The sequence below is a fragment of the Caloranaerobacter ferrireducens genome (assembly GCF_001730685.1).
In the GTDB taxonomy this organism is placed as follows: domain Bacteria; phylum Bacillota; class Clostridia; order Tissierellales; family Thermohalobacteraceae; genus Caloranaerobacter; species Caloranaerobacter ferrireducens.
The window spans coordinates 18048-32269 of sequence record NZ_MDJR01000012.1 but is presented as its reverse complement, the minus strand read 5'-3'; the positions used below and the strand labels follow the sequence as shown (position 1 = coordinate 32269).

Below are 14222 nucleotides of genomic sequence, written 5' to 3'. Positions count from 1 at the left end.
TTCGCTGTTCGCTTATCGTTTTTCGACAATCGAAAAGCGAAAGGCTAATAACGAAAAGCCAGTAGTAGCGGAGAATTAATTCTCCGCTACCATTCTGGCAACTGAAACACATATGAACATCGAACGGCAAATAGCGAAAAGTGAGCAACGAAAGACTAATCGCGAGGAGTGAGTTAAATGAATAGAGGATTATATGCATCAGCAACGTCGTTGTTAATAAACCAAAAAAGGATGGATACAATATCCAATAATCTAGCTAATATTAATACTACTGGATTTAAAAAAGATGTGCTTATTTCAGAATCATTTCCAGAGGTGCTTTTAAGCAAAATTAATGATACAGTAGATATGGACAACCATGGTCAGTTTAAAGGAGTAAAGGTTGAAAAAGATGGAGATGTTTATAAACTAAATATTAATTCAGGATATTTTAGAATAAAGACACCTCTTGGAATTAGCCATACAAGAGAAATGAGATTTACAATAGATGAAGAAGGATATCTAAGAACATACTATAAAGATGGAAATGATGCCATAAAAACAGATGGTGGAAACTATGTGCTTGGCAGAAATGGTAAAATAAAAGTTGATAGTAAAGATATTGAGATTGACAGTAAGGGCAATATCATGTCAAATGGTAAAATAATAGATAATCTAATAGAATTTCCACAGCCAAATGTAATAGGAACTATAAGCTCAGGAGTTAAAACAAGTAGAGTTTTTACCAACTTTAATCAGGGTAATATAGTAGAAACAGGAAACAGTTTAGATTTTGCACTTAAAGGCGATGGTTTCTTTAAAGTATATGATGGTGAAAAAATATTATATACAAGAGATGGGTCTTTTTCACTAAATGATAAAGGAGAACTTGTTACTACAGAAGGATATTTTGTTTTAGGAAAATATGGTTCAATAATATTAGAAGGCAATGATTTTACCATCAATGAAAAAGGAGAAATTATTAAAGATGGTGAAGTGATAGATAAGCTTGATATAGTTGATATAAAAAATAAAGAATTCCTAAGAAAACAAGGTTATAACCTTTATAAAATAGAAGACAACATAGAGCCTGAAGAAATGCCTTTTGATGGACAAGTCCTAAGAGGATATCTAGAAGGCTCAAATGTTGAAAGCATAAAAGAAATGGTAGATATGATAAGTGTGCTAAGAAACTACGAAGCGAGCCAAAGAATACTAAAAATACAGGACGAGCTATTAGGTAAAGTTGTAAACGACATAGCGAGAATATAAACGAAAGGAGTAAATAAAAATGATACGTTCTTTATGGACAGCAGCTACAGGAATGAAGGCACAGCAGCTAAATATCGATACAATCTCAAACAACCTAGCTAATGTAAATACAACTTCATATAAGGGTCAAAGAGTTGAATTTAAAGACCTTTTTTATGAAACACTAAAAAGAACAAATCTAAAAGATGATAAAGGAAGACCTGTAAATTTAGAAGTAGGACATGGTGTTATGCCGACAGCTACAACAAGAGATTTCAAAATGGGAAGCTTAATAGAAACGCAAAACCCGTTAGATTTAGCAATAGATGGAGATGGTTTTTTTGCAGTGTTAACACCAAATGGCCAAATAAAGTATACAAGAGACGGAAGCTTCAAGCTTAGTATTAACGAAGACGAGGGAAAACTGACTACATCAGAAGGGTATTTTGTTCTAAATGAAGATGATGAAGAAATAGTTATAGATAACAATTTGTCTGATATAACTATAGATGAGCTAGGATATATAACTGCAAAGGATGAGCAAGGTCAAACTGTAGATTTAGGAAGACTAAAATTTGTTAAATTTATGAATCCAGAGGGGCTTATAAGTGAAGGACAGAACTTATACAGTGCTACAAGTGCATCCGGTGAAGAAATTTCAGTAGATGCAGAAGAAATGGACAGTAGAATTGTACAAGGATATCTTGAAACATCAAATGTACAGGTAGTTGAAGAAATGGTAAAGATGATTACAGCTCAAAGAGCATACGAGATTAATTCAAAATCAATCCAAACATTAGACGAAATGCTCCAAATGGCAAACAACCTTAGAAGATAGGTGATCCTATGTTAAACATAAACAACATAATAAATCAAGCTAATATACAAAAATCTCAATCGAATACATCAAATTTAAAAAGAAAAATAGATAAGGCATATACAAAACATGACAATAAAGAACTTATGAAAGTCTGTAAAGAATTTGAGTCCTTATTTACTCATATGCTTTTAAAACAAATGCGTTCAACTATTCCAGACGGAGGACTTGTAGAAAAGACTGCAGCAAGAGAATTATTTGAAGATATGTATGACCAAGAAATAGCTAAATCAGTAAGTGAAAAAGGACAGGGAATTGGTTTAGCAAAAATATTATATGAGCAGTTGAAGAGGAGATAATAATTTCTCCATATACCGGTTTAATAAAATATGATAATATAGTAGGGAAGGAGAGCCTTCCCTATTTTTATACGTTCAACAAAGTAGAGCACAATTCATTGTGCGATAAACAAATAGCTATCAAGGAGGAATTCAATGGACTTTATACTAGTTTTAAACCAAGTACTAGTTCTATTCATTCTACTAATATTAGGCTTTATACTTAAGAAAATAAACATTATGACAGATGAATTAGGAAAAGGCCTATCTACTCTTATAATATATGTGACTTTACCAGCACTTATAATAACATCAATGAACTATAAATTTTCACAAGATATGTTAAGTAACAGTATAAAACTGCTTATAATTGGAGTAATAGTTTATACATTTATGATTATAGTTGGTGTTATATTTGTAAAGCTGCTGAAGATACAAGGTATGCAAAAGGGAGTATATCTCTTTTTGATAATATTTTCAAACGTTGGATTTATGGGTTATCCTGTTGTTGAAGTGGCTTTCGGCAAGATTGGTGTATTTTATGCGGCAATATACAACCTTATTTTTAATATCCTTATATGGACATTAGGGGTGATATTAGTAAACCCAGGACATGAAAAGAAAATAAATTTAAAAGCATTAATAAACCCTGGAACAGTTTCAATAGTTTTAGGATTTACCCTATTTATATTTTCCATTAAGCTGCCTAAGCCTATATATATATCCTTACACAAATTAGGGGCATCAACAACCCCTATGGCCATGTTAGTAGTGGGTTCTCTATTAGGGGATGCAAAGTTTAAAGAGATATTCGGTAATAGCAAACTTTTTATAGTAGCCTTATTAAGACTTATAATAATACCTTTATCAGTTTTATTTGTATTAACAAGATTAAATTTACCACCAGTAGTTGCAGGCATACCAGTTATCATCAGCAGTATGCCAACAGCAGCAAATGCAGCAATATTTGCAAGAAGATTCGACTCTGATTACAGATTAGCCTCACAGGGAGTGTTTTTAACAACATTAATAAGCATAGCAACAATACCATTTATTTTATTTATTTTAAATACAATGTAAAAACAAAAAGCTCTAGCATTTAACTGCTAGAGCTATATATATCTAAACTGAACCAAAATTCAGTTCCTTTTCCATATTCAGATTTTACATGAAGTTTCGAGTTATGAGCTTCAATTATTGATTTTGTAATGAAAAGTCCAAGTCCATAGCCTTTTTCCTTATTTTTTTCTCCTCTATAAAACATATCAAATATTTTATCTATTTCTTTGTCACTAATACCTATTCCCTCATCTATTACTCTGAATTCGACTTTATTTTCTTTTTGCATAATAAATATTTTTATCCTACTTTTTTCATTTGAATATTTGACGGCATTATTTATCAAGTTATTCCAAGCTCTTTTGATTTTAATTATATCTATATAAAGATATCCATCATTGCAACTCCAAGCTCCTTCAAATACTCTATTTGAGCTTATTATATATTGTTTGGTACTTTCAAACAATTCTTCTATATAGTATTTTGCGTTTACTTTTTCTCTGTTTAGTTTAGGCATACACTGGGCTTCATATGCATTGTCTAGTATATCGCATGTTATCTTTTCAATATCTTCAGCTCCTTTAATAATACCATCGAGAAATTCGTTTTTAATTTTTTCATCTGCTATAATTCCTGATTTAAGTCCCTTTGCATATCCCTTTATAAGAGTAATTAATGTTTTTAAATCATGAGATAACGTAGAAATGAATCTAGCTGTTCTAAAAGATGTATTTTCTATAGTAGACGATAATTCCTTTGAATACTTTACAAGATTTTCGCTTTCAATTTCAAACATGTTTATAAGGAATAAGAAATATTCCTTTAAATTCTTTAAAGCTTTTCTCAAATTCCCGATTTCATCATTAGGGGATATTTTTATTTTTTCACTTTCTCTAATAAATTTTTCTCCATTTTTTTTAAAACTTTTTATAGAATCTGAAATTGATTTTTTTATGAGTAAATTACTTTTTGTAGCCATTTCTAAATGATTTGTTATAGTAATAATAGGTTTAGAGATTTTATTTGATACATATGTACCTAATAAAATTGCAAGTATTATACTTATTGTCCCTATTAGCAATACATAACTTAAGAGTGTAATTGATTTTTCGTACATTTCATGCTCTGGAAGAACTGCAATGAGTATCCATCTATTGCTATCCATAAGCTTATATATTTGAAATTCTTTTACTCCATTGTTTGCTACGATTCTTTTTTCAACTACAGTATTTGTCTTAACTTTAGACTTTTTAAGTATTTCATCTGTTATATTATATATAGAATTTTTTGCAATAAGCTTGCTATTTGGATGTGTTAGTATGCGATTGCTTGAGTCAACTATTGCATAATATCCTCTTTTACCAAGTCTTAATTCATTTGCTATTTTTGAAAAAAACTCAGCTTTTATTGCTATTCCTGCATAACCCAATACAATGCCTGTTGAATCTCTGATAGGGCTTATTGTTATTACTATTAAAGATCCATCTGACCTTGCAATTAATATATCGCTTGTAACCGTATTTCTTGTTTTTTTTGATTCTATAAAATATTTTCTATCCGACAGGTCTAAGTTCATAGCTTCTGGCATACATGTAGCAATTATTTTTCCTTGGTTATTTAGTACGAATAAATCTTTATAATAATTACTTTTTTGATTTTTCTTTGACATATTTTCTATTAAAATATTATTCATTTCATTAACATCTATTTTCCCTTTTAAAAATGATATTATCTTTTCGTTTAAAGCCAGATTTTCAGTTTCAAGCTTGTTTATTCTTATACGCAAATCAATATTTTCTTTAACTCTATCTAATTGAGACAGCATATAGACTTCAGCTTCTTTATTTAAAATAAAAGCTGATTTACTATATATAACCCAACTTAATAATATGAGTAATAAAATATTAATTAAACATATAGTAAGGGTTATTCTTTTTTTTAGACTCATAAGTACACCCCTTTATGTTTCAAAAAAGTTAACCTTGAGAAGCTTTTTAAAAGATTCTTATAACACAAAGTTAAAAATAAAAAAATATAAGCAACTACATCTGTTACAGATATAGATGCTTATATTTTATCATATTTCTTTTAAATCATTTTAATATTCATATTTTAGAATATAAGAAATGCTAATGGTGTTATTAATAAAAGTGTTAATATAGTTCTTTCTATCCAGATTATTAATATTTCTGTAATGCTTATAGGTATTTCAGTAGATAGAATACATGGGATTGATGCTGAGAAGAATAATATTGATGATATAGAAATAACACCTATTACAAACTTAGTGACTACTGAAGCACTTGTTACAAGAAGTGCTGGAAGGAACATTTCTGCCAATCCTACTGACATTGCTTTAGCTGCAAGTATTGGTTCGGGAATATTTAAAATAAGTGTGAATGGATAGAATATATATCCGATTACATCAAATATAGGAGTGTATTTAGCTAATACCAATCCTAATAAACCTACGGACAATATTGATGGGAGTATTCCCATGGCCATAGCAAACCCATCTTTTAAATTTTCTATAATATTATTAGCTAAAGATGGAGAATTAGAAGCTGCTTTTAAACCTTCGTCAAGTGCATTTTTAAATAAGTTTCCTTTGATTTCTGGTTCTGGAACTCCTTCTCCAGAGATATAACTATCATCTTTGCTGCTAAGAGGTTTGATTCTAACTGTAATAGCAGTAACTATAAATGTGACTATAAGAGTTGACCAAAAGAAAGTGTTCCATAATTCCATAAGACCAAGTGTCTTAGCAACTATTATCATGAAAGTTGCTGATACTGTTGAAAAACCTGTTGCTATAATACATGCTTCCTTTATAGTATATTTACCTTCCTTAAAAACTCTGTTAGTTATTAAAAGACCTATAGAATAGCTTCCTACGAAAGAAGCTACTGCATCTACAGCAGACCTTCCTGGTGTTTTCCAAATAGGCTTCATAATAGGTTTCATTAAAACTCCTATAAATTCTAAAAGACCATATCCTACTAAAAATGTTAAAAAGACTGCTCCTATAGGTACTATAAGTCCAACTGGAATAACAAGCTTATTAAATAAAAATGGAACCATATCTTTTTCGAATAGCCATGCTGGCCCAAACTTAAAGTAGGCCATAAATGCAACTAAAATTCCTAAAAGTTTAAGCAGTGAAAATACGGCAGTTACTTTATCTTTATTCCAAGTCTTTTTAATAAATGGTGTAATTCCGCCAATCACTATTATAATCAAGGCATATATAGAAGCTAAGGCAGGTAGTTGAGTCTTAACTCCTGTAACAATATGGTCTAATGGAATAGTTGATTTTCCCCCAATATTAATAGGGATAAAAAACATAAAAATACCAATTAAACTGAAGACTATGAATTTTAACAAACTACTAGCATTACTACTTTTTGTTTGAACATTATTATCCATATCAGGACCCCCTTTATTGATTAACTTTTTTGTATTACTATTATATAATAAACATGTGAAATTTTTTGAAAATTCATTATATTTACATCGAACAGTCATAGAATTGTCATTATTTCATTTAAAACAATTAAACAAAGGGGGCAGGATGTTGTGGATAAAATTATGATGGTTGATGATGAAAAGAAAATTATTCACATGATAAGTGAGTTTATGAAAGTAAATGGAATCGAAGTTATACCAGCTTATAGTGGTAAAGATGCTATTGAAAAATTGGATAAAGATATTAAACTTATAATTTTAGATATAAATATGGATAACCTAGATGGATTGGAAACATGTAAGATTATTAGGCAAAAAAACAATATACCCATATTGTTTTTAAGTGCTAGATCAAGTCAGTACGATAAGGTTTTAGGACTTGGGATTGGTGCAGATGATTATATAACAAAACCCTTTGATCCTATAGAACTCGTAGCAAGAGTAAAAGCTCATATAAGGCGATATAAAGAATATAACAAGTCGCCTTCAAGTAGAAATGTGATTAGATTTGACAATATAGAAATATATAGAAATATTTATAAAGTTATAAAAGATGGAAATGAAATTAACTTGTCAACAACTGAATTTAATCTACTGTTATTTTTTGCAGATAATTCATATACTGTTTTAACTAGAAAACAGATTTTAAATCATGTATGGGAAAGTGAGTTGTACGATGAAAATATAGTAAATACATATGTAAAGAGATTAAGAGATAAAATAGAAGACGATAAAGCAAATCCCAAATATATAAAATCAGTAAGAGGGATAGGTTACATATTTGAGGCCCAAATATCCGTAATATGATATGACAAAAGTAAGCATAGCAACAATACCGCTTATCTTATTTATTTTAAATACAATCTAATAAGCCAAGTTTAGAGACAACAAATCTAGCTCGTTGTCTCAGTTTTTTTATAATCCATAGGAAATTATATACCAAATTAAATTGTGGATATTTTTAAATATAATTTCTGTAAAGGATTTCAACAAAATCCACCTTAATTTATAATTTATTTAATCGAAGATTTTGTTCCATTAAAGACAAGCATCTAAATACGAATGACGAACAGCGAACTACGAAAGACCAATGGTATATTGACATTCACTTGGTAATTTGAGAAAATCTAAATAAATAATAAACTAATGGGATGTGAATAATGTGGATATCTTAGAAAAATGCAAAGAAGTTTTATTAAATAATCCACAGATAATTTTTGCTTATGTATTTGGTTCTTATGCAAGAGGTACTAGTGATGAAAATAGTGATATTGATATTGCAATATATTTAAATGATAAAGAAATGAGTGCAAAAGACTATTTAGATTTAAAAATTAGACTTGAGAGTATATGCAAAAGAAAAGTAGATTTAATAATATTAAACGAATCACCGCCTTTATTGAAATATGAGGTTTATTTAGATGGTATATTACTTTTTACAAGAGATGAAATTGCAGAAAGTAACTTTAAAGTCCATACGCTTTTTGAATATGAAGATATGAAAAGATATTTAGATATGTCTTATAATGCAATGATAAGGAATTTAAGGAAAGAGGTTAAGGAATATGGTAAATAAGAGAGTAATAAAAGAAAGGCTTAATCAGTTAATTCTTTCTATAAAGAAAATTGAAAGGTATAAAACTTTATCATTGGATGAATTTTTGAAAGATGAGATAGCTCAAGATGTAGTTGAGTATAACCTTTTTATTGCGATAAATATGATTGTAGATATAGCGACTCATGTAGTAACTGATAATAATTATGGTTATCCACAAAGCATGGCAGAGTCCTTTGAAATATTATATAAAGAAAATTTAATATCACAAGAAGAATTAGAAATGTATAGAAAAATGGTAGGTTTCAGAAATATTTTAGCCCACGAATACATTAAGATTAATAAAAAGATAGTGTATAACATTATGAGGAACGATTTAGATACCTTTAAAAAATTTATCTTATTTATTGATGGAAATTTTATGTTATAATTAACATAATTATAGAACACGAACTAACCAAAAATGGACTTAAACACGAAATAGAATATGTATATAATTTATGAACGGTTATTCCGTCCTATTTTTGTTATAACCCATAGTGCAAGATGGCATAGGGACGTTTTGTTAGCCATCATGTCTTTTGAATTCCTTGAACTTTGAATACATTGTTTACTAATTGATAGCTATATAAACTTTTTATAATCCATAGGAAATTATAAACCTTCTTAAATTGTGGGTAATTTTAAATATAATTTCCGTTTATGGATTTCAACAAAATCTTCCTTAATTCATTCAAATTAAAGATTTTGTTCTTCTAGTAATATTTGACAAGAATAATAAATACATATATAATATAAACGTAAATTGGTATATACAACATAACAATAATACAAATATATAACAACTAAATAAAACTTTAGTCTAAAGAAAGGTTGAGAAGAATTTGAACAATATAATTGTTGAAGGGAGAAATATAAATACGTTAAATATCGATAAATTGTCTACTCTTGAAATAATAGAGAAAATAAATAATGAAGATAAAAAAGTTGCTTATGCAGTTGAAAAGGAAAAGAGCAATATTGCTAAAGCTGTAGATTTAATTGTAGAAAGTTTTAACAAAGGTGGAAGGCTGTTTTATGTAGGTAGTGGTACAAGTGGGAAATTAGGAGTACTTGATGCATCTGAATGTCCTCCTACATTTGGAGTAGATGATTCTATGGTACAAGGCATCATATCAGGAGGAGAGAAGGCATTAAGTGGATGGCTTGAACATACAGAAGATGATGAAAAACTAGCAATCGAAGATATGAGAAAAAGAAAAGTGAACTTTAAAGATATTGTGGTTGGAATAAGTGCTAGTGGTAATACCTCTTATGTTATAAAAGCAATTGAATATGCAAAAGAAATTGGCGCTAAAACTGTAGGTCTTATGTGTAATAGTAAAGGGAAATTAAAAGAGATTTGTGATATTACTATTTGTGTAGAAGTAGGACCAGAGGTAATTATGGGTTCTACTAGAATGAAAGCAGGAACAGCACAAAAAATGGTTTTAAATATGCTTAGTACTGCATCTATGATCAAAATAGGAAAAGTTTATAGTAATCTCATGATAAATGTTAGACCTATAAACAAAAAACTTAGAAAAAGAGTAGAAGAAATCGTTTATTTAGCGACAGGTGCAGAAGAAAAACTAATTAAAGATATTCTAGAAAAATGCGATTATGATGCTAAATTAGCAATTATTATGATTAAGAAGAATGTAAATTTAATAGAGGCCAAAAATATTCTAGATAATCATGGAGGTATTAAATATGTTTAAATTTTTAAGAAAGATCAGAAGTAGAGATATTTTAGCACCTATGATGGGCAAAATAATAAACATTGAAAATGTACCAGATGAAGTTTTTTCACAGAAGATGGTTGGTGATGGGATAGCTATTGAACCTACTGATGGAATTGTTGTTGCACCTTGTGATGGAAAGATAATACAGCTATTTCCTACAAATCATGCCATAGGTATAGAGACTGAAGAAGGTTTGCAAATACTTATACATATAGGAATTGATACTGTTGAGTTAAAAGGAGAAGGTTTTAAAAGCTATGTTGTTAAAGATGATTATGTTAAAGCTGGAGATAAATTACTTGAGGTTGATTTGGAATATTTAAAGAAAAAAGGAAAATCAATTATTAGTCCTATAGTTATAACCAATATGGAGTTAGTTGATAGTTTAAATAAAATGAAAGGATTTGTGAAGGTTTCTAGTGATTTGATAATGAAGATAAATCTAAAAGCTAAGTAAGAGTTGTTCTAAGTGATATTAACAAAAGAGTTTGGAGGGATGTTTTTGAGAAAAGTATCAAAACAAAATCCTTTACCTTTATATTATCAGTTAAAGGAAATAATTCAAGAAATGATAGAAAATGAAGAATTAAAGCCAGGAGATCCAGTGCCTCCTGAAAGAGAATTATGTGAAATTCATGGTATAAGTAGAATGACTGCTAGAAAGGCAATAATGGCATTAGTGAATGAAGGGATATTATATAGAGAACAAGGAAAAGGTACATTCGTTTCTGAACCTAAAATCAAACAACAGCTTTCACAATTAAGAGGTTTTACAGAAGAGATGGCTGAAAAGGGATTAAAAACTGATACTCAGATATTGTCTTTTAAAATAAAAGAAGCTACTAAAAAGATTAGAAGCCATCTAAATATGGATGAAAAAAATAATAAGGTTATAGAAATAAGAAGATTGAGGATAGTAGAAGATGAACCTTTTGCTATTGAGATTGTATGGATACCATTTAATATGTGCCCTGACTTACAAAAAGATATGCTTGAAGGCAAATCGCTTTATAAGATTTTTAAAGAAAAATACGGTTATACTTTGGATTATGCTAAACAAACAATAGAACCTATAATGTTAAATGAATATGAAAGTGACTTATTAAACTTAGACATAAAATCATTAGCTTTACTATTTAGAAGAAAGACATATTTAGATGATGGTAGAGTTATTGAATATACAAAGGCTATCTATAGAAGTGATAAATACAAATATGAAGTTCTTCTTAAGTCATAAAAATTACAAATGCTCTTTTAAAGAAGGAGTTATAAAGGGAGGTGGGGAAAGGCTTATAAACATTCTATTTTTTAATTAATAAAAAATAAAAAAGGGGGAGCAGAAGTGAGAAATTCATTTGGTAAAGTTCAAAAAATTGGTAAAGCGTTGATGCTACCAATAGCTGTATTACCAGCAGCAGCACTATTACTTAGATTAGGAGCTAGCGACATATTTAATATTCCTTTTGTAATGAAAGCTGGGGAAGCTATATTTGCTAATCTTGCTTTACTATTTGCTATAGGTGTTGCAATCGGATTATCTTTTGATAATGGTGGAGCAGCAGGTTTAGCAGGTGCTGTTGGTTATCTTGTTTTAACTAATGCTATAGTTACTATTAATCCAGATATAAATATGAGCGTACTTGCAGGTATAATTTCTGGTATTGTAGCAGGTGTTTTATATAATAAATTTCATAATATTAAACTACCTGACTGGTTAGGTTTTTTTGGGGGTAAAAGATTTGTACCAATTGTTACAGCTGCTGTAAGTATAGTATTAGCACTTATTTTCGGTTATGTATGGCCTCCTATTCAAAATGGTATTCATGCAGCTGGTGAATGGATAATAGGAGCTGGAGCTATAGGAGTATTTACTTTTGGAGCATTAAACAGATTATTGATTCCATTTGGATTACATCATGTAATCAATAGTTTTATTTGGTTTGTATTTGGCCAATATGGAGATGCGACTGGAGATTTAAGCAGATTCTTTGCTGGAGATCCAACTGCAGGTTCATTCATGGCAGGTTTTTATCCAATATTTATGTTTGCACTTCCTGCAGCAGCTTTAGCGATGATTACAATGGCTAAGCCTGAAAATAGAAAGGCAATTAGTGGAGCAATGATTAGTGTTGCATTTACATCTTTCCTTACTGGTATAACTGAACCAGTAGAATTCATATTTATGTTTTTAGCTCCGGTTCTATATATAACACATGCTGTACTTACAGGTTTATCATTGGCTGTAGTCCATATTTTAGGTATTAGGCACGGTTTTGGTTTTTCTGCTGGAGCTATAGATTATTTCTTAAATATGGGATTAGCTACAAAAGGCTGGCTATTAATACCTATTGGTTTAGTTTTTGGGTTAATTTACTACTTAGTTTTTGTTTATGTAATCAAGAAATTAGATTTACCTACTCCAGGTAGATTAGATGAAGAAAGTAGCTCAGTAGACAGTGAAATAGAAAGCAAGGGGTTATCAGGGGTAGCATCAGCATATATAGAAAAACTTGGTGGAATAGAAAATATTGAAGAAATAGATGCTTGTATTACAAGACTTAGATTAACATTAAAAGATGCTTCTATAGTTGATGATACAGAACTTAAAAAACTAGGAGCATCTGGTGTGCTTAGACCTAATAACAAAAATATGCAAGTTGTTGTAGGTACTAAGGCTGAAATAATAGCAGATGAAATGAAAAGGCTAATGGCTAAAAATAAAGTTGAATCCTAAAGACTAGCATTGACATGGTAGCTCAACTTGCTACCATGTCATTTTGTCAAAAGAAAGGACGATAAATTATGAAGAAAATATATGGCCTTATCAATGGGAAAATAATACATAAAGATTCAATCATAGAAAACAAAGTATTAATATTTAACGAAAAGATAATTGACATTTCAGATTTACAAGAAATAGATAGATATAAAAATATAGACTTAATAGATGTTAAAGGAAAATTCATATCACCTGGTTTTATTGATATTCACATACATGGTGCTGGTGGAAGTGATATTATGGATGGCACTATAGAGTCTATAACAAACATTAGCAACACTATAGCAAAAACTGGAGTCACAGGCTTTTTACCAACTACAATGACTATGGATAGAGATACTATATATAAAGCGCTAAATATAGTAAGACAAGCTACCTATCTAGATATTCAAGGAGCAAAAGTATTAGGAGTACACATGGAAGGACCTTTTATAAATGAAAAATATAAAGGTGCTCAAAATGCAAAATATATTTTAAAGCCTGACTTCGAATTTATCAAAGAGTACTTAGACATTATTAAAATAATTACACTAGCACCAGAAATGGATGAGGGGTATAAATTTTTACAAAAAATGAAGGATTATAGTAATATAACTCTTTCTATTGGCCATTCTAATGCAACTTATGACCAGGCAAAAAAATCTATCAAAAGTGGAATAAAACACGCCACACATCTTTTTAATGCAATGACTCCTATGCATCATAGAGATCCAGGAATAGTAGGGGCAGTTTTTAACAGTAACATTACATGTGAATTAATAGCAGATAAAATTCATGTACACCCAGCTATTTTTCAAATACTCATAGACATAAAAGGTATAGAAAATTTAGTACTTATAACTGATTCGATGAGAGCTGGATGTATGAAAGAAGGTATATATGAACTAGGGGGTCAAAAAGTCATAGTAAAGAATAGCTCAGCAAGATTAGAAAATAACACTTTAGCTGGAAGTATATTAACGTTAAATAAAGCAGTAAAAAATATCTTAGAAAACACCAATATTAAACTACATGAAGTTATTAAATTAGTTACACAAAATCCAGCTAAAGTGATAGGAATAGATAAAAATAAAGGTAGTCTTAATATAGGTAAAGATGCAGACATAACAGTTTTTGATGAAGATTTAAATATATATTTTACTGTTGTAGAAGGTAAAATTGTTTTTAATAAACTCTAATTTACTTTTGTCTTTGC

14 protein-coding genes are annotated in these 14222 nt (G+C 29.5%); 12 read left to right on the top strand and 2 right to left on the bottom strand.

Going from position 1 to position 14222, the window contains the following annotated elements; genetic code table 11:
- Positions 1-177: 177 nt before the first annotated feature.
- From BFN48_RS11680 to BFN48_RS11665, 4 genes are all read left to right on the top strand, one after another.
- Positions 178-1251 carry a flagellar hook-basal body protein gene (locus tag BFN48_RS11680; protein ID WP_069651060.1) on the top strand — a complete coding sequence of 358 codons (1074 nt, stop codon included), beginning with the start codon at positions 178-180 and terminating at the stop codon, positions 1249-1251.
- Between the two features lie 19 nt (positions 1252-1270).
- Positions 1271-2068 carry a flagellar basal-body rod protein FlgG gene (gene flgG / locus BFN48_RS11675; RefSeq protein ID WP_069651059.1) on the top strand — a complete coding sequence of 266 codons (798 nt, stop codon included), beginning with the start codon at positions 1271-1273 and terminating at the stop codon, positions 2066-2068.
- Between the two features lie 8 nt (positions 2069-2076).
- Positions 2077-2406, top strand: a complete 330-nt coding sequence (locus tag BFN48_RS11670; protein ID WP_069651058.1) for a rod-binding protein — start codon at positions 2077-2079, stop codon at positions 2404-2406.
- Between the two features lie 135 nt (positions 2407-2541).
- Positions 2542-3465, top strand: coding sequence for an AEC family transporter (locus tag BFN48_RS11665; protein ID WP_069651057.1), 924 nt, complete (start codon positions 2542-2544; stop codon positions 3463-3465).
- A 19-nt stretch (positions 3466-3484) separates the two neighbouring features.
- Here the strand turns inward: BFN48_RS11665 and BFN48_RS11660 are convergent, their stop codons facing one another.
- The gene (locus tag BFN48_RS11660; RefSeq protein ID WP_069651056.1) at positions 3485-5392 is read right to left on the bottom strand and encodes a sensor histidine kinase; all 1908 of its coding nucleotides are present in this window, start codon (positions 5390-5392) and stop codon (positions 3485-3487) included.
- Between the two features lie 164 nt (positions 5393-5556).
- Positions 5557-6870, bottom strand: coding sequence for a YjiH family protein (locus BFN48_RS11655; RefSeq protein WP_069651055.1), 1314 nt, complete (start codon positions 6868-6870; stop codon positions 5557-5559).
- A 150-nt stretch (positions 6871-7020) separates the two neighbouring features.
- Between BFN48_RS11655 and BFN48_RS11650 the strand changes: the two genes are divergently transcribed.
- The 8 genes from BFN48_RS11650 (at position 7021) to nagA (ending at position 14205) form a co-directional block, all read left to right on the top strand.
- Complete coding sequence (locus BFN48_RS11650) at positions 7021-7716, top strand: response regulator transcription factor (RefSeq protein WP_242863273.1); 696 nt, start codon at positions 7021-7023, stop codon at positions 7714-7716.
- Positions 7717-8071: 355 nt separating this feature from the next.
- Entirely contained in the window at positions 8072-8485 is a 414-nt protein-coding gene (gene mntA, locus BFN48_RS11645; protein WP_242863272.1) for a type VII toxin-antitoxin system MntA family adenylyltransferase antitoxin, read from the top strand.
- The gene (gene hepT, locus BFN48_RS11640; RefSeq protein ID WP_069651053.1) at positions 8475-8894 is read left to right on the top strand and encodes a type VII toxin-antitoxin system HepT family RNase toxin; all 420 of its coding nucleotides are present in this window, start codon (positions 8475-8477) and stop codon (positions 8892-8894) included. Before mntA ends, hepT begins: the two co-directional genes overlap by 11 nt.
- A 454-nt stretch (positions 8895-9348) precedes the next feature.
- Positions 9349-10224, top strand: a complete 876-nt coding sequence (gene murQ, locus BFN48_RS11635) for an N-acetylmuramic acid 6-phosphate etherase (protein ID WP_069651052.1) — start codon at positions 9349-9351, stop codon at positions 10222-10224.
- Positions 10217-10705 (top strand): PTS sugar transporter subunit IIA, encoded by a 489-nt coding sequence (locus tag BFN48_RS11630; RefSeq protein WP_069651051.1) that lies wholly within the window; start codon positions 10217-10219, stop codon positions 10703-10705. The genes murQ and BFN48_RS11630 overlap by 8 nt, the downstream gene beginning before the upstream one ends.
- A gap of 45 nt (positions 10706-10750) precedes the next feature.
- The gene (locus tag BFN48_RS11625; RefSeq protein ID WP_069651050.1) at positions 10751-11485 is read left to right on the top strand and encodes a GntR family transcriptional regulator; all 735 of its coding nucleotides are present in this window, start codon (positions 10751-10753) and stop codon (positions 11483-11485) included.
- A gap of 105 nt (positions 11486-11590) precedes the next feature.
- Positions 11591-12982 (top strand): N-acetylglucosamine-specific PTS transporter subunit IIBC, encoded by a 1392-nt coding sequence (nagE, locus tag BFN48_RS11620; RefSeq protein ID WP_083238923.1) that lies wholly within the window; start codon positions 11591-11593, stop codon positions 12980-12982.
- Positions 12983-13050: 68 nt separating this feature from the next.
- A complete protein-coding gene (gene nagA, locus BFN48_RS11615) occupies positions 13051-14205 on the top strand; it encodes an N-acetylglucosamine-6-phosphate deacetylase (RefSeq protein WP_069651049.1) in 1155 nt (384 codons plus the stop codon).
- Positions 14206-14222: the final 17 nt, after the last annotated feature.